The 21,457-nt window shown below is 41.4% G+C and carries 14 protein-coding genes and 1 pseudogene; 7 read left to right on the top strand and 8 right to left on the bottom strand.

All coding sequences use genetic code 11. The features are described 5' to 3' along the window. The first annotated feature begins 182 nt into the window (after positions 1-182). The 4 genes from G563_RS35065 to G563_RS0117095 all read left to right on the top strand — a co-directional run bounded on the left by G563_RS35065 (position 183) and on the right by G563_RS0117095 (position 5,094). Positions 183-569, top strand: a complete 387-nt coding sequence (locus tag G563_RS35065; protein ID WP_051211039.1) for a DUF3800 domain-containing protein — start codon at positions 183-185, stop codon at positions 567-569. A gap of 223 nt (positions 570-792) precedes the next feature. Continuing rightward, positions 793-4,038, top strand: coding sequence for a type I restriction endonuclease subunit R (locus G563_RS0117105; RefSeq protein WP_028666391.1), 3,246 nt, complete (start codon positions 793-795; stop codon positions 4,036-4,038). Next, entirely contained in the window at positions 4,025-4,735 is a 711-nt protein-coding gene (locus tag G563_RS0117100) for a M48 family metallopeptidase (protein ID WP_028666390.1), read from the top strand. Before G563_RS0117105 ends, G563_RS0117100 begins: the two co-directional genes overlap by 14 nt. A gap of 56 nt (positions 4,736-4,791) precedes the next feature. After that, entirely contained in the window at positions 4,792-5,094 is a 303-nt protein-coding gene (locus G563_RS0117095; protein WP_028666389.1) for a hypothetical protein, read from the top strand. A 112-nt stretch (positions 5,095-5,206) separates the two neighbouring features. On the opposite strand, the gene G563_RS0117090 is transcribed toward G563_RS0117095, so the two are convergent. The 8 genes and pseudogenes from G563_RS0117090 to G563_RS0117050 all read right to left on the bottom strand — a co-directional run bounded on the left by G563_RS0117090 (position 5,207) and on the right by G563_RS0117050 (position 17,676). Beyond that, the gene (locus G563_RS0117090) at positions 5,207-6,169 is read right to left on the bottom strand and encodes a tyrosine-type recombinase/integrase (protein ID WP_037327239.1); all 963 of its coding nucleotides are present in this window, start codon (positions 6,167-6,169) and stop codon (positions 5,207-5,209) included. A 116-nt stretch (positions 6,170-6,285) separates the two neighbouring features. After that, positions 6,286-7,944 (bottom strand): glycoside hydrolase family 43 protein, encoded by a 1,659-nt coding sequence (locus tag G563_RS0117085; protein ID WP_037327238.1) that lies wholly within the window; start codon positions 7,942-7,944, stop codon positions 6,286-6,288. 19 nt (positions 7,945-7,963) lie between these two features. Next, positions 7,964-8,871: pseudogene (locus tag G563_RS35060) on the bottom strand (pectinesterase family protein). 139 nt (positions 8,872-9,010) lie between these two features. Then, complete coding sequence (locus G563_RS0117075; protein ID WP_028666386.1) at positions 9,011-10,663, bottom strand: glycoside hydrolase family 28 protein; 1,653 nt, start codon at positions 10,661-10,663, stop codon at positions 9,011-9,013. A gap of 54 nt (positions 10,664-10,717) precedes the next feature. Further along, on the bottom strand, positions 10,718-12,364 hold the full coding sequence (locus G563_RS0117070; RefSeq protein ID WP_028666385.1) for a RagB/SusD family nutrient uptake outer membrane protein: 1,647 nt from the start codon (positions 12,362-12,364) through the stop codon (positions 10,718-10,720). A gap of 20 nt (positions 12,365-12,384) precedes the next feature. Next, on the bottom strand, positions 12,385-15,639 hold the full coding sequence (locus G563_RS0117065; RefSeq protein WP_157585426.1) for a TonB-dependent receptor: 3,255 nt from the start codon (positions 15,637-15,639) through the stop codon (positions 12,385-12,387). A 289-nt stretch (positions 15,640-15,928) separates the two neighbouring features. Next, on the bottom strand, positions 15,929-16,951 hold the full coding sequence (locus G563_RS35055; RefSeq protein WP_051211038.1) for a FecR family protein: 1,023 nt from the start codon (positions 16,949-16,951) through the stop codon (positions 15,929-15,931). Positions 16,952-17,097: 146 nt separating this feature from the next. Next, positions 17,098-17,676 carry an RNA polymerase sigma-70 factor gene (locus G563_RS0117050; RefSeq protein ID WP_028666383.1) on the bottom strand — a complete coding sequence of 193 codons (579 nt, stop codon included), beginning with the start codon at positions 17,674-17,676 and terminating at the stop codon, positions 17,098-17,100. Positions 17,677-18,183: 507 nt separating this feature from the next. Here G563_RS0117050 and G563_RS0117045 point away from each other — a divergent pair. The 3 genes from G563_RS0117045 (at position 18,184) to G563_RS0117035 (ending at position 21,238) form a co-directional block, all read left to right on the top strand. After that, positions 18,184-19,266 carry an alginate lyase family protein gene (locus tag G563_RS0117045; RefSeq protein ID WP_229598520.1) on the top strand — a complete coding sequence of 361 codons (1,083 nt, stop codon included), beginning with the start codon at positions 18,184-18,186 and terminating at the stop codon, positions 19,264-19,266. 77 nt (positions 19,267-19,343) lie between these two features. Beyond that, positions 19,344-20,663: a Gfo/Idh/MocA family protein gene (locus G563_RS0117040; RefSeq protein ID WP_028666381.1), complete on the top strand. Its 1,320-nt coding sequence runs from the start codon at positions 19,344-19,346 to the stop codon at positions 20,661-20,663. A gap of 209 nt (positions 20,664-20,872) precedes the next feature. After that, entirely contained in the window at positions 20,873-21,238 is a 366-nt protein-coding gene (locus G563_RS0117035) for a T9SS type A sorting domain-containing protein (protein WP_028666380.1), read from the top strand. The last annotated feature ends 219 nt before the right edge of the window (positions 21,239-21,457 follow it).

Genomic DNA, 21,457 nt, shown 5'->3' with positions numbered 1-21,457 from the left:
TTTGTCCAAAAGCGATGAATGAAGTTCTTGTAGTTTTTTCACAAATTTCTAACAAGATTCACATCGCTTTTATTCTTTTTGTCCAGTAATCAGGGCAGATACCCGTTATCTTTAATAAGTCTGTCATTATCAATATTGTACTTAACAAAAACCATTTTCCAATCGGAACAAACTTTCAGGAGTTGGCTTGGGCGAGGCTAATCCAACGTTATGATACCTATCTGAAGAAATCGCAGAAAGGTCGTGGCATTATCGTAAGCGACGATTGCCAAGATGCCAACATTAGGAAGTTATTACGCAAAATGCGGGTTTATAACCCAACTCCATCGCATTATGAAGGATACTATAATGTCCCCGTGGACAATATCATTGAAGATGTGTTCATGCGCAGTTCGCAGCACTCAACGTTTATTCAAGCCGCTGATTTTGTGGCGCATACACTCTATCGCAAAGAGTTTCCAAAAGGTAGCTTAAAGAAATTTGGCTTGGATAAGATTTTTGATGAGTTAGAACCTATTTTACTAAAAAAAGCAAGTAGAAGTGATCCATTGGGAATCGTCAGAAAATGAAAAAGCCCTGGTTACAAACCAAGGCTCAAAATTTCTTTTGATTGTTGCGGCCCGATACAGACAAGGGTCAGACCGAGTCGACTTGGTGCAAAAGTAGTACATTTTTGTATTACTTTCCAAGTAAAGTACAATGTTTTTTTGAAAAAGTGTAAAATTTGGCAAAAAAATCATGTTAAAACACAAAAACTGTTAAAGAAACAGAAGATTTAAAAAAGGAATCCTCATGAACCCATCCTACCGAGAAGACGACAGCAGCCAGATACCTGCTTTGCTGCTTTTACAGGCCCTGGGCTACCAGTACCTAAGCCCAACCGAAGCGCTCCAACTGCGGGGTGGCAAAACCAGCGGTATCTTGTTGGAGGAGGTTTTACGCCAGCAAATCCACCGAAACAACACCTTTCGGTACAAAGATCGCAGCTACGCTTTTTCGGAAACCAACGTCAGCAATGCCATCTATGCCTTGCAAGACTACCCACTGCAAGAGGGTTTTATGGCCTCCAACAAATATCTTTACGATTTGCTTACGTTGGGTAAGAGCTTTGAAGAGACGATTTTGGGCGACCGAAAAAGCTATACACTACACTATATAGATTGGAAAAACCCCGCCAACAACGTTTTCCACGTCACCGAAGAACTCAGCGTGCAGCGGTCGCATCGTCCCGACGGTGGAGGCAGCCACTACCGCCCCGACATAGTGCTGTACATCAATGGCATTCCGTTGGTAGTGATAGAGTGCAAAAGCCCCTTGATAGACCGCCCCCTCAGCCAGGCCATATCACAGCATCTACGCAACCAAAACGAGGATGGTATCCGTAGCCTCTACGTATATTCGCAGCTTTGTATAGCGCTGTGTCAAAACTCCGCTCAATATGGCACGACAGCTACCGAAGAGGCATTTTGGGGAGCATGGCGAGAGCAATTTACCAACCGTCAGGCAGAAGAAGCCCAAAAAACTATCTTGCAAACCCTCAAAAACGAGAGCATCAACACAGCAGCCTACTGGGAAGTACTTGAAAATAAGGCCGACCGAAAAAAACTTACCCTCTCATCAGGGGCTGGGGGGCAGGAGGTGTGGCATATTACCAGCCAAGATGAACACTTGTATTACCTTTGCCGTCCCGAACGGCTTTTTGACCTTATTTTCAATTTTATCGTTTATGATGCGGGTGCCAAAATCATTGCCCGTTATCAGCAGTACTTTGGGGTCAGAAAGACATTGGAACGATTAAAAATTTCAAGTCCTTCCCTCTTGGTGCAAGGAAGTATGGTAAGAACGGGCGGGGTGATTTGGCATACCCAAGGGAGTGGTAAATCATATACGATGGTGATGCTGGCACAGCTATTGGCCACTGAAAAAACAATTCCGAACCCAAAGATTATTTTAGTAACTGACCGTGTAGAACTCGACGACCAGATTTATCAAACCTTTGCAAAGTGTGAGAAGGAGGTGGTACAAGCCAAAACAGGCAATGATTTGATTGAATACCTGAGCCAAAGCTCAGATGCCATCATAACGACCCTGATTAACAAGTTTGATGCTGCCGTAAAAAAAATTCCAGAGGCCATCACAACCCCCAATATTTTTGTTTTGGTGGACGAAGGACACCGTACTCAGTATGGAACGTTGAACGTAAAAATGCAGCGGGTGTTACCAACTGCCTGTTTCATAGCGTTTACGGGTACCCCCCTCATGAAAAAAGAAAAAAATACGGCCGCTAAGTTTGGAGGCATCATTGATAGCTATACCGTGGCAGATGCCGTAGCCGACGGTGCCGTAGTGCCGTTGTTGTTTGAAGGAAGAGCACCGTTATTCAATGTAAACGAAAGGCCGTTAGATAATTATTTCAATAAAATTTCGGAGCCACTCAACGACTATCAACGAGTTGATTTAAAGCGAAAATTCAGTCGGCAGGAGGCACTTACCGCAGGCGAGCAGGTGATTTATGCCAAGGCGTGGGACATCTCTAAGCACTACAAGGACAACTGGCAGGGAACGGGCTTCAAGGGGCAATTGGTAGCTCCCAACAAACAGGCGGCGGTCAGATATAAGCGGTTTTTGGATGAAATCGGGTTGGTATCAAGTGAAGTATTGGTCTCTCCCCCTGACGACCGAGAAGGGACAGAAGATGCCTATGGTCATATTAGTGACGAAGTACTGGTACATTGGAAAAAAATGATGGATAAGTACGGAACAGCAAAAAAATACGATGAAACCCTGAGACAAGCCTTCAAAAAAAGTGATACTCCCGAAATAATCATTGTGGTTGATAAGTTGCTGACGGGCTTCGACAACCCCCGCAATGTCGTTTTGTACTTATGCCGAAAACTGCGAGAGCATACGCTTTTTCAAGCGATTACTCGTGTCAATCGAAAATGTGCTGGTAAGGAGTTTGGCTATATTATTGACTACGATGGAGTGATTGAAGAATTGAATCAAACACTCCAATTATACATGAGCTATGAAGACTACGACAACCAAGATTTAGAAGCGACGGTAACAGATATAAAAGAAGAAATAGTGCAACTACCCCAGGTATATTCGGTACTTTGGGACACCTTTAAAACCTTGGTAAACAAGAAGGATGTAACTTCTTACGAAGATTTTCTTGCGGATGAAGCCGTAAGGACTATTTTTTTTGAAAGATTGTCACGTTTTGCTCGTTTGCTCAAAATAGCCCTTTCATCGTACCAATTTGTTACACAAACACTTGAATCAGAACAGAAAAAGTACAAAGATGATCTTGCTTTTTTTCAGAATTTACGCAAAACGGTGATTCAAATATACTCCTTAGAAATTGATTATAAGCAGTTTGAGGGGCAGATACAGAAACTGATAGACACCCATGTCTCGGCAGATGAAGTTGTAAGTATTACGGAACAGGTCAATATTTTTGACAGTGAAAAATTTGAGGCAGAGGTACAAAAAATTGCGGGAACGGCTTCCAAAGCCCATGCGATTGCAAGTCGTACCCAGAAAACAATTACTGAAAAAATGGATGAGGACCCCGCTTTTTATAAGCGATTTTCAGAAATGATTAAAGATACATTAGACGCTTATCGGCAACAGCGTATCAATGAAATCGAATTTTTAAGCAAAGTTACTGACATCAAAGAGGCTGTGCTGAACCGACAGGCCGATGATTTGCCCGACTTACTTCAAGGCCGAGATACTGCCCAAGCGATTTACAGACTTTTGGCCGAAAAAGGGATAGAAAACTTATCGGGTCAAACAGCCTTGCTATCACTTCTTATTGAAGACAAGATTAAAGATAATGTATTGTCGGGCGGAGCTATTATTGTTGATTGGCAAAACAAGAGTGAAGTAATTGGTAAATTAAAAACAGCTTTTGACGATTCATTATGGGAATTCAAAAATGATTATGGTTTAGCTTGGGATATAGCTACACTTGATGATTTAATCGAAAAATTTGTCAGCATCGCCAAAGTTCGTTTTAATGGGAAATCATAGTATTCAATTCGGGTCAATCGTAGTCAATTTTTCGGTCGAATATCGAAAACGTAAGAGTTTAGCGATAACTGTTTATCCCGACGGGTTAGTAATTGTTACTGCTCCGATGGATGCTACTATTGAAAAAATCAAGGAAAAAGTGCACCGTCGAGCAGCGTGGATACTCAAACAGCAAGATATTTTTCAGCAGTATGAACCCCAAAATACACCCCGAAAGTATGTTTCAGGTGAGACACATTATTATATGGGTCGTCAGTATCGTTTGAAAATCATCGAAGAGCCAAGACAGAAAGTTGTTTTTCGAGCGGGTTATATTGAGATTTTCGTACCAAACAAAAACGATAAAAAGACCATTCAAAAAATGTTGGAGTTATGGTATAGAGATAAGGCAAAAGAAAAGTTTGAACCCATTTTTAGAAAATGCCTCGAAAAATTACCCTTGGACACCGACCGAAAAGCGCAGTTAACTTTCAAAGTGATGACAATGTCAAAACGGTGGGGGAGTTGCACTAAAAGTGGTAATATTTTGCTTAACCCCAATCTTATTAAGACACCCAAATCATGTATTGAGTATGTTATTTTGCATGAATTATGTCATTTAATAGTGCCTTATCACAATGTTTTGTTTTATGAATTGCAGTCAAGTTTGATACCTGATTGGAGAGATTTGAAAAAAAAGTTGGAGTTTCATAGATAAATAAATACATTTATATCGTCATTATTTCGTTTTAAATCTATTAAAGTACAATTTTTATGCCAAAATTAGACCGCTCAGATTTTAAATACAACGCCAAAGTCTTTGAAAAAACCTGCCTTTGGTGCGGGACTGTCTTTTATGCCAGTCGCTCTACTGCCAAATACTGCTCTGGTACATGTAGAGGATATGCCAATCAGGCCAAACAATCAGAGGAAGCTGTACCTTATGATGAGACAGAAAAAATGATTTCGGCATTGCTTTCCGAAAACGCCTACCTTAAAGGACAAGTCCAAAGGTATGTGACCGAAAATGAAGAATTGAGAAAACAACTAATGGACGCTACCAAAAAACAGGTATAACTGAATTTACTGAAATAATGCATTCATTGTCGCCCTGTTTTGAAGTCGCTGAGATTTACGTAAAAAAAGTCAATCTGATATTATGGTCAGAATATTCAATTCTCAGGCGTTTTCAAAGTCCTAATTTTGTAGCCGCATTATGCTCCTTGATATCTTCAATACGGGTGTACCGTTGAATCATCAAGCTCGTTTTGTGTTTGGATTGTCGCATGATTTCCGAATCATCTGCTCCGTTGATTTTAGCAATGGTTATGAAAGAAGCCCTCAACGAGTGAGCAGAATAGCGTTCCCCAAAATATTTCTTAACTGTCTCATAAACAGTCATATCATTTAGGCGTTCGTCTGTAATTTTATCACCTTTACGCACTCTCACAAACAAGGGGCCAGTGGAAGTGTCTAAACGACTTATCCAATTTTTTAACGTTCGAATGGGGCAAAAGTCGGCTTCAGGGCTAAAGAAAAAAGCTTTTTCCTCTGCTTCTCCATACTGATTAGTTTTGCTTTTGGATAAAGAGATAATCGCGCCATCATCGCTAAAATGTACGTCCTCAATATTCAAGCTTACCAACTCTGAGCGTCGATAAGCTCCAGCAAATCCCAACAGAATCAAGCACTTATCCCGTAATCCTGCGTTGGTTGTAGTATCAATTCCGCGTAGAATATTTTTGAGTTCTTTCATCTTAAACGCAGGTGCTTGCTTCTGACGCACCCCATTCGTTCGCTTGATACCCTCCATAACAGCCCGAAAAGCCCTGTCTTTAGTTGGCAAATCAAGGTTATTTAATTCGTGAAGTTTACGAATAGCGGATAATTTACGATTGATACTCGCCCATTTGTGGTTATCGGCCAAATGCGATACGTAAGCCGCTAAAGTGGAGGCAGAAGCAGGCATTTCTACTTGGCCATTTTCAGCACACCAAGTTCGGAAATACTTGAGGTCAGATTTATAAGCCCGTTTTGTATTGTCGGCACCCTCTAACCCTTTACGGGCGTAGTTGGCTACTTTATGGGCAAGGGGTTCTGAAATTCCTACCTTATTATTATATACAGGCTCAATATGCGTTTGCTCTTTCATTATGGCTCAAATTGTAGTTAAATGTAAAAATACTTATTACTTACGATAATTGAATGTTATCGTAACTAATAAACAATAAAAAGACCGGCCTTTTAGTGACAGGTTCAATGTGTGTATTATTTTACTACTGGAGGCTCGACTCTGAACCAATCAAAATCTGCATAACCCGAATCATTTATTTGAGAAGTGCGAGTACAAAAGATACCTATCTTCGTTCCAATCCAAAGACCAACTTCGGCCGAAAATTCGGCGCCTACATTGATAAAGGCTTGACCATCGGTGCTGTAAGCAAATTGACATTTTCCTGCCTCCCAAACATTCACTCTAAAATACACTTCCTTACCTCGCTCCACTTTGTCAATTAGTGTTTCTTGTTCGGCACTCTTCTCAGAGGCTTTTTTACAAACCGTATATACTAGTGATATGCCTTCTTTATCACTTTTTGAAGCCAAATAAGCATAACTTTTGCCCATAATAATCAATCCCACTTTTTCATTCTCTAACTTTGGATTGGGCTTAAAGGTCAATTTAGTAGTAGCCATAAAACGATTTGATGGGAATTTTTGCAATAGCATGTTTGGCACATCCCAATAATTTTGGGCTTCTTCAGGAATCTTGTCCGAATAAAGCCGCAAAAAGCCTTGATTGCTGGTAGTATGCCAAGTTCCTTTTGGGTTTGCCTGCCATTGCCATTGCAATCCTAGTTTCACTGAATCAAACTCATCAGATTCGGGAGGTGTTATGATTGGATACACTTTTCCTACATTTGGTTTTTGATAGGTGAGCACTGGTTCGCCGTTGCCATCTCCGTCCTTATCATTTCCAATTACGGGCCAATCCTTCACCCATTTCATGGGTTGGAGGTGTACTACTCTACCATATATGCCTTTGTCTTGAAAATGTAAAAACCAATCTTCACCTAAATGGGTATTGACCCAAGCACCTTGATGAGGACCATTGATTGAGGTAGTGCCCTGTTCCATCACGACTTTACGTTCGTAAGGGCCATAGATATTTTTTGAACGCAAAACCAATTGCCAGCCTGTGGCTACACCACCTGCTGGAGCAAATATATAATAGTACCCGTTCCGTTTATAAATTTTAGGTCCTTCTACCGTTGGGTCAAGTTCGTGGCCATCATACACAATCACGCCTTCATCTACGATAGCCGTGCCTTCGGAGTTCATTTTTTTGATAGTAAGAACACTTTTGATGCCCGCTCGGCTTCCTGCCCATCCATGTACTAAGTATGCTTGACCATCGGTATCCCAAAACGGACAGGGGTCAATCAAGCCTTTTCCACCTTCTACCAAAAGAGGCTCAGACCACGGTCCCGCTGGGTTTTTGGCTTTGGTAACATAAATCCCAAAATCAGGGTCGGGATAGTAAATTACAAATTCACCTCTATGATATCTAATAGCTGGTGCCCATACCCCATTTCCGTGCTGGGTTTTTGAAAAATGCTCAAAAGGAGGCTGTCGTTTGAGGGCATGTCCTATCAATTTCCAATTGACAAGGTCTTTAGAATGTAAAATAGGTAACCCTGGTACAGCATCAAAACTTGAAGCAGTCATGTAAAAATCTGTACCTACTCTACAAGCGTCTGGGTCTGAATAATCGGCATGTATGACTGGATTTTTGTAGGTTCCATTACCTAAGTCTGCAACCCATACTTTGGAGACAGGAAGCTGAGCTTCAAGATTCCATTGAAATCCCAAACAGAGACTTAAAAGAAGCGTTTTTATCAAAGACTTTTTCAACACCTTTTTTTGCATTGCGTATTCAATATTTAAGTCAATCCCTTTGCTTTTTGGGATTCCAATTTTGTTTGTTAAATGTAGATTTTGAGGGGTTTGTAAATATATTGGGTAAAGTGTATCGCTGCATTTGTACGGAGTCAAGTTGTTTACTCCAGCCTACTCTGCTTTGTGGAGCAGCCCCTTGACCCGTACTTTGATACTCGGCATACAAAACCGTCTCCTCATTTTTGGGATTACCCCAGTTGTGCCAGCCCTCAGGCAAGATATGCCCTCCCATTTCGGTACGAATAAAAACTGTCTTGGAATTGGGCCGCCAAGGTCTTCCAAGATATACTTTCTGCACGCCTTCTTCTGCAATTAGTTTACAGTCAAAAAATACAAACCCAAAGGGCTGATATACAGGCGTAGCAGCGGCAGTGATATAAGAATCCGTTAAACTTTTGATGGTACAAGACTGAAAAACAGCGATAGCTTTACCAAAAATATAGTCCACGGTTCCTTCGATATGGCAGTTTTCATAATATTGCCAAGTCCCTTCTTTGGCGGCATAAAGCGTGTCTTGATTCCCTTTTAGGATACAATTTTGCACACAAAACGGTCTCCTTCTACGTGCAAAGCCACTGCTTGCCCTACTCTACCAGCAGCATTTTCGATGGTAAGGTTTTCGATAACAATATCTGGAGCATCTACCAAAACCGTGTAAGAAGTATAAGTACTAAATTGGGTTTTTCCAGTGGCGTCTTTTGTTCCAGTGGGATAGGCTTTACCCGAGTAGTCGTTGCCTGTTATGATCACTCCTTCACGACTTTCACCGATGATGTGGATGTTTGGTTTCCAAGAAGGAATGACTAACTTTTCGGCATAAATTCCATTTTTGACGTACAATGTGACGCGCTCTTGTGAATGGTCTCTAAAGCTATTGACCGCCTCCTGAATTGTCATGAAATTTCCACTACCATCTTTGGCGACCGTAAATTTTGTAGGATAACTAACCACCGGTGCGGGCTTTGACTGTGCCCAAGCAGGTATCAATGTGGTGATTAAATACAATATTATAACTAGTTTTTTCATCCAATATCCATTATTTATTTGGCATAAAAACCAGTTGTTTTTCGGAAGCTCCTTTTACAAATACTGCTTTGTTTTGTACCGCACTAAGATTCGTTTTGGATACTTGAAGGTCTTTGCTCCTTTCGCCAGAAACAGAAAACAACAACGCCGTACCCAGATTAAATCCAATTTGTTCAAAACTTACTTGGCTACTATTATCCATCAAAATAAGGGGGTTGTTCTCTTTGGCAAATAGTTGTATATTTTTGAGTTGAAGGTTTTTTGCATCTATCAGCTCAGCTCCTTTTTCAGTTTGTAATATTACATTTTCCATGATTATATTTTCCACTGGCATCTCAGGAAGCCCTCGTACAAATATCCCTTTTTGTGCCCCATTACAAACTATATTTTCAAACTTCATATTTCTAAAAATGGGCGTCCCTTCATTGACAGTGGGGGTTTCGTCACGTTGACCATCAGTAGCAAATTTCACAAAATAGTACATATCAAAGAAAATAGCTTCTTGGGCTATATCTTTCATAAAAATATCTTTCGCATAAATATGCTCGACGACTCCCCCCCTTCCTCTTACGGATTTGAAGCGTAGACCCTTGTCTGTACCCATAAACGTACAGTTATATACGAAGATATTTCGAGCCCCGCCACTCATTTCACTTCCTACCACAAACCCCCCATGTCCGTTATAAACGATATTGTTGCGAATCACCCCATTTTCGGTCGGAATTCCACGCTTACGTCCTTCTTCGTCTTTACCAGATTTGATACAAATAGCATCATCACCTACATCAAGTGTACAGCCCTCAATCAAAAAATTTTTACAAGATTCGATGTCCATTCCGTCGCCGTTGTGGGCATATTCAGGGTTTTTTACGTACAAATTCCTAAGTGTAATATCTTGGCACATCAAAGGATGCAGACACCATGCAGGCGAATTTTGGAAAGTAATACCTTCCAATAAAACTTTATTACATTGGGTCAAAACAAGCAAATTCGGACGTAAAAAATCCTTCATATCCATAAAATCCTGTAGCGGTCTTCCAGCCAACAGCATACTTTTATTTCCGGTACTTGCTTGCTTAAACTGCTCACTTGGATACCAAGTTTTGCCGTCGTCTTTTAATACTCCTCCCGAAGCCACTTTTTCTTTCCATTGACTTTCAGTAAGTTGCGATTTATGAACAGCCCGCCACACATCTCCGTTTCCATCCACAATCCCTTGTCCCGTAATAGCAACATTTTCTAGGTTTTTTCCCGAAATCGGAGATTGATTGCGTGCGGCACTTTTGCCCTCATAAACCCCTTCTACAAGCGGGTATTGAGACTTATCTGTTGTGAAAAGCAAAGTCGCCGATTTTTTAAGATGCAGATTGACATTGCTTTTGAGTTCAATAGGTCCCGTACTCCATATGCCATGCGGAACAAGCACTACCCCACCTCCTTTTGAAGAGCAAGTTTGAATCGCTTTGTTGATAGCCTCTGTGTTTAGGGTTTTTCCGTCGGGTTTTGCCCCAAAAGAAACAATGTTAAATGTGTCTTTTGGGAAAGTTGGTAAATCTGCCTTAGGCAATTGATTCCAATTAAAAAGAGAAGCACTTTGAGAATTCGCCCTAAGTATGGGCAAAGCAGCGATCAAAGCTACAAGTATAGTTATCTTTTTTTTCATAACTTTTGGTGTTACGGGGCTGTTTGAATGATTTCAGACAGCCCCGTTTTTACTTTATTGATACCCCGGATTTTGGGTAAACTCCGCTTTGTTGGTGACGGCATCTAGCTGCGTTTGAGGAATAGGGCGCAATACGTGATGGTCTTGTAAATTAATGGCATTGTCTGGAGCATAAGCCCGAATTCGAGATAGCAGCTTACCTGTTCTTTTCAAATCAAACCAACGGATTTGTTCACCGGCCAATTCTCGTGCGCGTTCGTCCAAAATAAAATCCAACGTCATTTGCGACGCAGTCACTTGCATAGCGGCGGCTTTTCCAGGCTTGGCAGCCCGATTGCGCACTACATTTACGTAGTCGGCGGCGGCTTGAGCGTTTCCTAGCTTCATTTGCGCTTCTGCCGCTATCAAATACACTTCTGCCAAACGTATCACAAATACATCACGTGCACTTTGGGCTTCGTTGAGACTTGCCCGAGTTGGATCCATAAATTTGGAAAGAGTGGGATACCGCAAATTATCTTTTACAGTACCGTCAGCATTATAAATTTTACTACGATCATATGTTGGGTATTTACGCGTAGCCTCAAACGCATCAGGAATTTCTTTACGAGTACAATAAACAGCCGTATCTCCAAGATTAATTCCGGCGGGGCGAGAGTTGGAATTGGCATACCATGCTTGCATAAAAGAGCCCTCATAACGAGCGTCGTCGTCGCTATACAAGTCCAACAAAAAACGAGTGGGCATATACCGATTAAAGGGCCGTCCATTGGTAATATCGCGTGTCATACCAGGGCGGTCGTCGTATTTCATCAAAAATAACAAATGTCCGTTGTTACTTCCACGGCTATGACCGTAAGGATTGGAGGTGGAGTTGGCCAAATCATTGATAACCAAGTTGGTAGAATAATCAATCGCATGTATGACTTCTTTGTTTTTTAGATTACTCATCTTCCACAAATCGGCGTAATTTGCCTCCAATTTGTAAGTATTTGAATTGATAACGGCTTGCGCCATTTCGAGTGCTTCTTTGTTCAGGCCTCTTGTCAAGTACATACGTGCTAAAAAAGCTTGTGCCGCACCTTTGGTAGCTCTACCATATTGAGCTTGAGTAGCTGGTAAATTTGTAACGGCATATTTCAAATCTTCAAATATCTGATTATAAATCGTCTCGGCATTGGTACGATTAGCTGTTGACACGATGCCGTTGGTTTCTTGGGTTGTAAAGTGGACATTACCCCAAGTCTCCACAAGATGCCAATAATAAAATGCTCTCAAAAAACGTAACTCTCCTTCTCTAACAAGGCGTAAAGAGGCAGGAAGCCCTGCTTTTTCTATGCGGCTTATACCTCCATTACAGAGATTGACAGCGGCATAAAATTCCCTCCAAAGGCTTGTGAGAGCACCATTATTTCCCTGAAGGTTAAGGTATTGAGTCAAATCGCGATACACCTCCCCTGCTCCACTTGTCCAGATATCGGTGCCTGTTTCCGAAACATTGTACCCTTCTTCTTTACCATACCACCAGCGCTGATAGCTATAAGCCGCATTGACGAGGGTCTCAAAACCTTCAGGAGTCGTGAAAACCGTTTCGGCAGTGAGTCCACTTGGATTGTATTCATCTAGTACATTTTCGCAAGATGTCATCAGCAACAACGATAAGACAAGAAATCCTGCTTTTTTTAGAATATATGATTTCATAATGATTGCGATTTTTAAAATTAGAAACTGGCATTCAATCCAAAGACGTACAATTTGGTCATTGGGAAATTTTCTGAACCGCCGCGTTCTGGATCATAGTCGAGTTTGGTGAAAGTCGCCAAGTTTTTGCCAGTTACATACACACGAACATTGCGGATGATTTTTGAACGAAGTACATTGCTCGGAATCGTATAAGCTAAGGTCACGTTTCTAATTCTGGCAAAAGACCCATCTCGATACCCTAAAGTTGAAAGGTATTTCAGTCCCCCGTTTTTGTTAGGACGCGGATAATCATTGGTTGGATTTTCGGGAGTCCAATAGTCCAATCCAGCAGTGCTATTGCCCACCGCTTGTGCATCAAAGCGAGCATATCGGTCAGCGTTGATCATTTGTCCAATACGAGCATAGACAAAAAAATTCAAATCAAAACCTTTGTATTTGAGGGTGTTATCCAAACCACCACTCCATCTTGGGCGCGGATTTCCGAGGATTATGCGATCGTTGACAGCATCGATTTTGCCGTCGCCATTTTGATCTTTCACCTTGATTTCACCTGGTAGCTGGGTTGGAGAGAGCTTGGCTGCTTGGTCAGCTTCCGATGTTTGCCAAATACCCAGCTTTTCATAGTCATAATAAACGTTAATTGGATACCCAATAAACCAACCATTGCCGATGTCGTTGCCGCCAGTTACAAGTTCGGTGATTTCCTCTTTGTTTTTAGTAAAAGTAAGATTGCTACTCCAAGTAAAATTGTCGGTACGAATGTTGGTACTCGCTATTGCTACTTCAATTCCACGGTTACGGGTTTTTCCGATATTTTGTTTCACAGTAGTTACGCCTGTGGTTGGAGGCAATCCCCGGTCAAGCAACAAATCAGCAGTGCGCGTGTCATAATAATCTATCGAAGTATTAACTCTACCGTTGAACAACCCAAAATCAAGTCCAAAGTTTTTGGTATAAGATAGCTCCCAACCAAGTTCGGCATTTCCTACGTTTCTCGAAAATGTATAAGCAGGTACCGCAGTATCGTTGAAACCAAAAGCAACACGAGCGAGTGTGGTTTGGGTAGCATAAGGGCCTGATGGATCATTCCCTGCCACTCCGTAGCTTGCACGAAGTTTAAGGTCGCTCAAGCCTTTGATGTTTTGCATAAAATCCTCTTCGATGATACGCCACGCAAAAGCCGCCGACGGGAAGAATGTCCACTTATTGCCCGGGGCTAATTTGGAAGAGCCGTCTTTACGAGCGGTCAGAGTTAGTAAGTATCTGTCTTTCAATGTATAATTCAAACGACCTGCGTAAGATACCAAGGTGTTTTTTGAATATCCTGAGTTGATTTTGATCTCTTCTGTAGCACTCCCCAAAGAATAAAACAACTGCGAAGGTAACAACTGATTTACGCCAGAAGCGGACACATTGTCGGAGGCATTGCCGAGATAGCTCGCAATTCCGGTAAACGTAAAAGCATGTTGCCCAAAGCTTCGCTGATAAGTCAGTACGTTTTCCCAGTTCACACTTCGCCCATTGTTGGCATTATATGTTGAGAGTGATTTTCCAGTAAGCGAACGGTCAATTGATTTGGGAGACGAATAAACCCCATTTCGATTTGATGACAAGTTTACACCCAATGTGCTTCTGATTGTCAACCCTTTAAGAGGCGTCACTTCAAAGTATCCATTGGTCAGGATGCGAGTGGTGAGTGAGGAGTTTTGGAAAACATTGGGTTGCTCGTCTGAAAGAGGATTGGCGGTTTGGCCATCAAGCATAATAAAGTTGAAGTTGCCGTCTGCATCATACAATGACCCCAACGGACTTATCTTATTGGCTTGGTTGAGAGGGTCTCTCCTGATACTTTGATCATAATAGGTCAATTGACTTTGTAAACCTATTTTCATCCAATCATTGATGGTGTAATCTACATTCAAGCGACCTGTATAACGTTTGATTTCATCCTGTTTTAGAATACCTTTTTCGTTAAAATAATCTACCGAAATATAAGATTTAAGACGGTCGGTTCCTGCTCTAACCCCCACTTGATAGTTTTGTTGAAGACCATTATGAATCAAAGCATCTTGATAATCCGTCCAAGTACCTTTTTGGAGGGCTTCGTACTCAGCTACATTTGTAAAAATAGCGGCATCATCGGCAGGACTTTTCCATACTCCCGCTGCTCTCCACGCTTCCCGTCTAATATCACGAAACTCGTTAATATCCATAGCTTTGGGATACATAGTCACTTGCGAAATACCCGAATAGGCATTGAAAGAAATATCTGGACGTCCTGATTTTCCTTTTTTGGTTGTAATCAAAATAACCCCGTTGGCTCCTCTAGAACCATAAATTGCAATCGAAGAAGCATCCTTCAAGATGTCCATAGTTTCGATATCGTTGGCATTGATGTCTTGTAGATTTCCGTATTGAACCCCATCCACAATAATCAAAGGAGAGTTGTTACCGCCAATAGACCGGTTTCCCCTAATCGTGATATTGACTCCTGCCCCAGCCTGCCCACTACTACGGGTAATATCCGCACCCGCAATCTTCCCTTGAGCGGCTTCCAATACGTTGGCCGTGGGGACTTCTTTCAGTTGCTCACTTTTGAGCTGTACCACTGAGCCTGTCAAATCTTTTTTACGCACCGAACCATACCCAATCACCACTACTTCATCCAAGGCATTTACATCGGGCGTCATTGATACATTGAGGGTTGTCTGCGAACCTACTACTACATCTTTGCTCTGATACCCTACAAAAGAAAACGTTAGGACTATATTGTTACCGTCAGGAATCGTCAATTGAAATGCGCCTTTTGCGTCGGTAGTAGCTCCCCGATTGGCACCTTTCACTACGATATTTACGCCCGGCAGAGGCAAGTTTTTTTCATCAACAACAATCCCCGATACTGATCTTTCAATAGACTCTGTTGTAAGAATAGTAGATGAAGTAGACTGATTCAATTGATTTTCAAGCACAATTTGCCCTCCTACAAGCCGATACGTCAACTTGAGTGGGTTTAAAAGCTCATTTAAAGCTTCGTTTAGGGTTTTTGCGTTGATATTTACATTGACAATTCTCTCCGCCTTGATGGCCTTCGAGCTATACACAAAACGGGCCGTGGTTTGTTTTTCAATCATTGTCAAAACTGTACGGAGCTGTTGGCCCTCCGCCCGCAATGTTACAGGACGCTGCATGAGCTCTTGTGCGCGGCCGTCAAAAGCCAATGACATCCCAGCACAACTGAGCAGTAAGAAAAATGGAATAATGGATAGCTTCATTAACCTCAAAAAGGGTTTAATTTGTTGGCATTGTAAGCAGCTTATTGGTAAAGATTTGCTTTTTTTCATACCTTGTAAGGGTTTTGTTAGATGGAAAATCGACAAAATACTTCTTTCTGCTTGGGGCTTGATTTGCCGTCTTCCCAAGCAGCTAAAGAATCTGTTTTGGCGCCGGTTTGTGTTGGTAGCACGGCCGGCGTCTTTGATTGATAATGAATTTTTTAGGCTTTGGTGGTTATGTTCATAGAGTCAAACTGGGTTTGAGTGATACAATTTTCTGAATGCTTAATTATTCACATCCTTTACCATTTATCAAAATGGTGGTTCCTCTTACATCATATTTGGCCCTGAGAGCGGCACAAATAAGATCGAGTTGGGTATATAAGGGTTGATTGGTTAAATCTGCGGTGAGAGGACAACGGTTTAGTGGTTCATTTTCAACAATAATCTCTATTCCATAAAATTTTTCGATTTGAGAAAGCACTTCCTCCAGCGGCACATCGTCAAACCGCATCGAAGATTCCTTTTTTTCGATAATTGCGGTGGGCAGTACTACTGGATTTTCGACCAGCCCTGTCACAAAGTGCTGCTGCTCTTTAAAATAAGTAGCCATTTGGTTGGGGGTAAGCACTACGCCATTAGCTTCAGATATTTTTTTTTCGTTTGAGTCTTCGTATACCGCTACTCTTCCAGTCACTACCTCTACCCTGACTTTCTGGGTTTCAGCTTCGGTTCTGATAAAAAAACTAGTACCCAATACTTTGGTAATAATATTGTTTGTATGCACAAAGAAGGGCCGTTCAGGTTGTTTTTGAATATTAAAAAAACCATCTCCTTTCAAGAACACTACTCGGGTGTCGGAAGCAAATTTTCGGGGATAACGTAGTGTGCTTTGAGGCGACAATTGTACCGTACTTCCTTCTTCGAGTTTGATGAGCAAAGGCTTATCTGAGGTATTGAATCGCTCGACCCAACCACTTTTTTCGGAAATAGTAACAGAAGAAGATTCCCAAAGTTCTGCACCAAAAATATTCACGAAATACCATCCACCCACCAAAAGAAGAGACGCTGCAATGCCCATCCACCCCCAACGGTTGATTAGAACGGTATTTTGTACATTTTCGGATTTCTTTTTGGATTGAATGCGGCTCCATAGCTGTTCTTCAAGCTCGTCCATATCTGTATTGTCAACAGATTCACCCGTTTCTGCTTCAAGCAGTCCATACCAATGCTCCACCAATGACTTTTCTTCGGGGGTACATTCGCCTCGTAAGTATTTTTGCAAGAGTAAACCAAAGCTTTTTCGGCTCATAGTTTTATTTAAATGTTTTCACAGTATAAGTCAATTTAGGATATGCTAGACCGCAAATCGTTTTATAATTTATAATAAAAATTCAATAAAAATGCTTATTATGAACAAAACTTGTTCGTAAAATACAATTCTTAAAAATTGCAAATTCAGCTGAAGTAAGAAAACAGAACAGTTAGGAGAAGATAATCCTGAAGATACACTCGAAGAGATTTGATAGCTTGACTCAGGTGGTACTCTATGGTACGTTCTGGTATTTTTAATTTACAAGAAATCTCCTTGACTGTTTTGTATTCAAGGCGATTCATTTTGAAAATAGTTTTTGTTTTTTCGGGCAATGTATTCAACTGTTGTTCAACGGCATTTATCAAATCATCAAGTTCTAACTGCTCCTCGGTATCACAACAAAACTCTGTTGAATGATAGGTGGCATAGGCAACGTATTTTTCTTGAGTCATTATCGACTTTAGATGATTGATGCAAGCGTATCTTACAGCTGTAAAAAGATACGCATCAAGCTGTTGGATTTGCAGTGTGCCACGACGCTCCCATAATCGCAAAAAAATATCTTGAATGATTTCTTCCAATCCTTCAACATCCTGAATTTTTTGTCGCGCCATAGCGTATAATTTTCGCCAATAACGTAAATAAATCTCACGAAAAGCTTTTTCGTCCCCCGTGCGGAGGTAGAGCAAAAGCATTTCGTCAGGGAGAGATTTATAATTCACAATGAATTGAAAGTATTAATAAAGAAATGATATATTCTGGAATTTATTCAATTCGAAATTGACCTTAAATATTGAACTTAACAAATAAATTATTGTCTTTTTTTATGCAATCGTTGCCGGGAACGTTGCCAAAAGTTCAAAAAAATCTCCTTATACTTTCATTTTTCTTCGTTTATTGTTGATTTCCTTCATCCAAAAACATTCTTTTCCCCTTTCTTCATGCCTTACAAATTGAATCTTGAAATCTCATTGTTTTTTTGTGTCAGAAGATAGCTTGGTTAAGAACCAAAGAGGTTTGCCAAAAAAGTAGTCTACTACCCACGCAAAGGACTGTAAGGTGTGCTAGAGCCCCCATAAAAGATTTTAAAGAATGGTGTCATCAAAAAGACCTATATCGAATATATCAGACAACACAATGCAGCTATTCAATGAGGGCTTAAAAAAGTGAACCTCCAAAATAACCCTTCATTTTCAGTTATATCGCTTTGAGACGTGGCTTTTATGACTATGAATCTCAACTCTATTCTTCTGTTTTTGGCTATAATCTGCACATCGCTGATAGCCAAGGCACTTGAGCACCCTGGCGGGATGCATCCCAAAGCACAAATTGCGTTTGTAAAAGCTCAAATTCAATCTCAACGCCAGCCTTATTATGATGCTTATCGGCAGCTTATTGCCTACGCCGATTCGGCCCTTGTGCATCCTAATCACGCATTGGCTGATTTTAGCGTGCCAGGATATTATGTCAATGCCGAAATGCACCGTAAAAACTCCAAAAGTCTTAACTCAGATTCTTTTGATGCCTATGCTTGTGCCTTAGCATATCAGCTAAGCGGACAAGCCAAATACGCTGACAAATCTCGTTCTATCCTTAAAAGCTGGGCTGAACTAAACACTCAATATTCGGAAGCCGACGGAAGCTTGGTGATGGCATACGCAGGAAGTGGCATGGTGATGGCCGGCGAATTATTGATGCCTTATAAAGGATGGAAAGATGATGAGCAGATGATGTTCAAAAAATGGGTCAAGGGTGTTTATCTAAAGGCTTGCAATGAAATCAGAAATCGTAAAAACAACTGGGCAGATTGGGGACGATTTGGCTCGATTCTTTCTGCTTATTTTTTGGAGGACTCAGCCGAAATCGCCGAAAATATCCGCCTCATCAAAAGCGACCTTTTTCACAAAATAGCCCCCGATGGCAGCATGCCCGAAGAGACCCGCCGTGGAGCCAACGGGATTTGGTACACTTACTTTTCGTTGGCACCTATTACGGCCGCTTGTTGGGTAGCTTATAATGCCACGGGCGAAAATCTTTTCTTTTTAAGCCAAGACAATCGCTCTCTCAAAAATGCCCTCGATTATCTTTACTATTATAATTTGAATCCCAAAGAATGGAAATGGTTTGAAAATCCGCGCCCTGGTTCTCCCGAAAACTGGCCTGGGCTGCTACTCGCTTCAATGGCTAATATTTACCAAGATTCACGGTACACTACATACGTCACAGCGGTTCAGCCCATTATCAATACCACGCATCATTTTGCTTGGGTATTTCCTACTTTAATGAAAGTGCAGCTCAATGAATATAAGTAACCTAAAATCCTAAATTACAACCCTTTATCTTCTATTAGGAAATTTATTTTTGATTCCTTTAATCTACAATTTGTTATATGAAAAAAGAAAACATCCTAAATCGCCGTCAGTTTGTAGGACAAGCTTCTTCGGCTTTGGCGGGTATCATGATTGTACCTCGGTTTGTGTTGGGTGGCAAGCGCCCCGACGGTTCCAAATACTTAGCCCCTAGCGACATGATTTCTTTGGGTTTTATCGGCACAGGCAAGCAAGGTCGCGGTCTTACCAATTCGTTTTTGAGTACTGGCGAAGCTCGCATTGTAGCCCTCAGCGAAGTTTACAAAGCCAAGGCTCAACTTACTTTAGACCGAATCAAGGCATATTATGAAAAAAATACGGGCCAAGGTTCATATTCCGATATTCCAGTTTACAATGATTTTCGGGAATTGCTTGCACGCAAAGACGTAGATGCGGTGGTCATTGCCACCCCCGACCATTGGCACGCGGCCATGGCCGTCAGGGCCGCTGAAGCAGGGAAGGATATTTATTGCGAAAAGCCTCTTTCTCTGACTGTTAAAGAAGGAAGAGCAATGGTAGAAGCCGCTCGTAAACACAAACGAGTATTTCAAACAGGAAGTATGCAGCGGTCGTGGCCCGAATTTCGTCAAACAGCCGAGCTAATTCGCAACGGCTACATTGGCGAAGTCAAAAGCATTAAAGTAAACGTAGGACCTCCTCCAGTAGCCTACAACCTACCCGCCGAACCCATTCCCGATGGCTTGGATTGGAATGCTTGGCTGGGGCCTAATTTGCCCGTGGCTTTCAACTCAGAGTTGGCTCCTCCTACTTCCAAAGATGTATTTCCGAATTGGCGCAATTACAAAGAATTCGGCGGTGGTATGGTTACCGATTGGGGTGCGCATATGTTTGATATTGTACAATGGGCTTTGGATATGGACGATAGTGGCCCGGTAGAAGTCATTGCACCCGATGGCAAAGACAATCCTTTCTTAACTTATCGCTACGCCAATGGCATCACCATGACCCACGAAAAATGGGATTGGAGTAACGCTATTTTATTCACAGGCAGTGAAGGAGAAATCAGAGTACAAAGAAAAAAACTCGAAACTACTCCCGCGTCACTTAAAGATAAAGTAATCGGAGAAAATGAGAAGCATGTCTATAAAAGTGAAAACCATTACAAAGACTTTTTTGATGCCATGCGCAAACGTAGCAAGCCTATCTGCGATGTTGAGATTGGGCATCGTACGGCTTCCGTTTGCAACATCGGAAACATCGCCTATCAACTTAAGCGCCCTCTACAATGGAACCCTAAAAAGGAAACTTTTAAAAACGACAAAGAAGCAAATGCTCTTCTTGGACGGGAAATGAACAGTACTTGGGGAATTAAGATTTAGGTTTTATTAAAGCAAAAAAACAAACCGATGACAGGAGGCACTTACTCCTGTCATCGGTTTGTTTTTTGTGAGCACCCTATTCTGCCATTTCAACGTTCATTTTTTACACTTTAGCCAAAAGCAAATAGCCATTATTTCTACGTCCTTTACTTTTGGGAAGTCTTGATAATGACCACAACCAAACAGCCATTTTAAACAAATTCTCAACCATGAAATCCTTCTTACTCGCTCTAGTAGCAAGTGTGCCTCTTTGCACTCGTGCAATACCTACCGACGGCAAAGACAACCCTCAATTAAAAACCCAAGTAACGGCCAATCATCGTTCTCAGCTATGGATTGGCGTCGAAAAACCGACTGAACAGTATCTAGAAGTACGGCTTATGGATGAAAAAAATAAGATATTACACCGAGGGTTCATAAAAAGAGGTAGTTTTCATTTTGTCCAAAAATTAAACCTCAAAGAACTCAATGATGGTGTTTATTTTTTATACATCAGCACTGAAAAAGAGTGCGTTACAAAAACTATATACATAAAAACATTTTATTCAGAACATTCCCAAACAGTTGTATTATGATTAACTCACACTTAATCCAGACACACGCCTTTTTTGTAGTGTGTCTGGATCGTTATATCTCAGGCTAGATGATATTCCAGCCCACCCGATAGTAACCATGATTTTCGCCCGCAGGATTATTAATGTGATAGGCAATCATGTCTTGTTTACCATTTCCGTTTAGGTCATATAATGCAATACCACCTCCTTGATTTTCAGACCCAAACCACCCCGGAATAG

Origin of the sequence: Runella zeae DSM 19591 (assembly GCF_000423565.1) — a bacterium.
Taxonomy (GTDB): domain Bacteria; phylum Bacteroidota; class Bacteroidia; order Cytophagales; family Spirosomataceae; genus Runella; species Runella zeae.
This window is presented reverse-complemented; position numbering and strand designations above follow the sequence as displayed.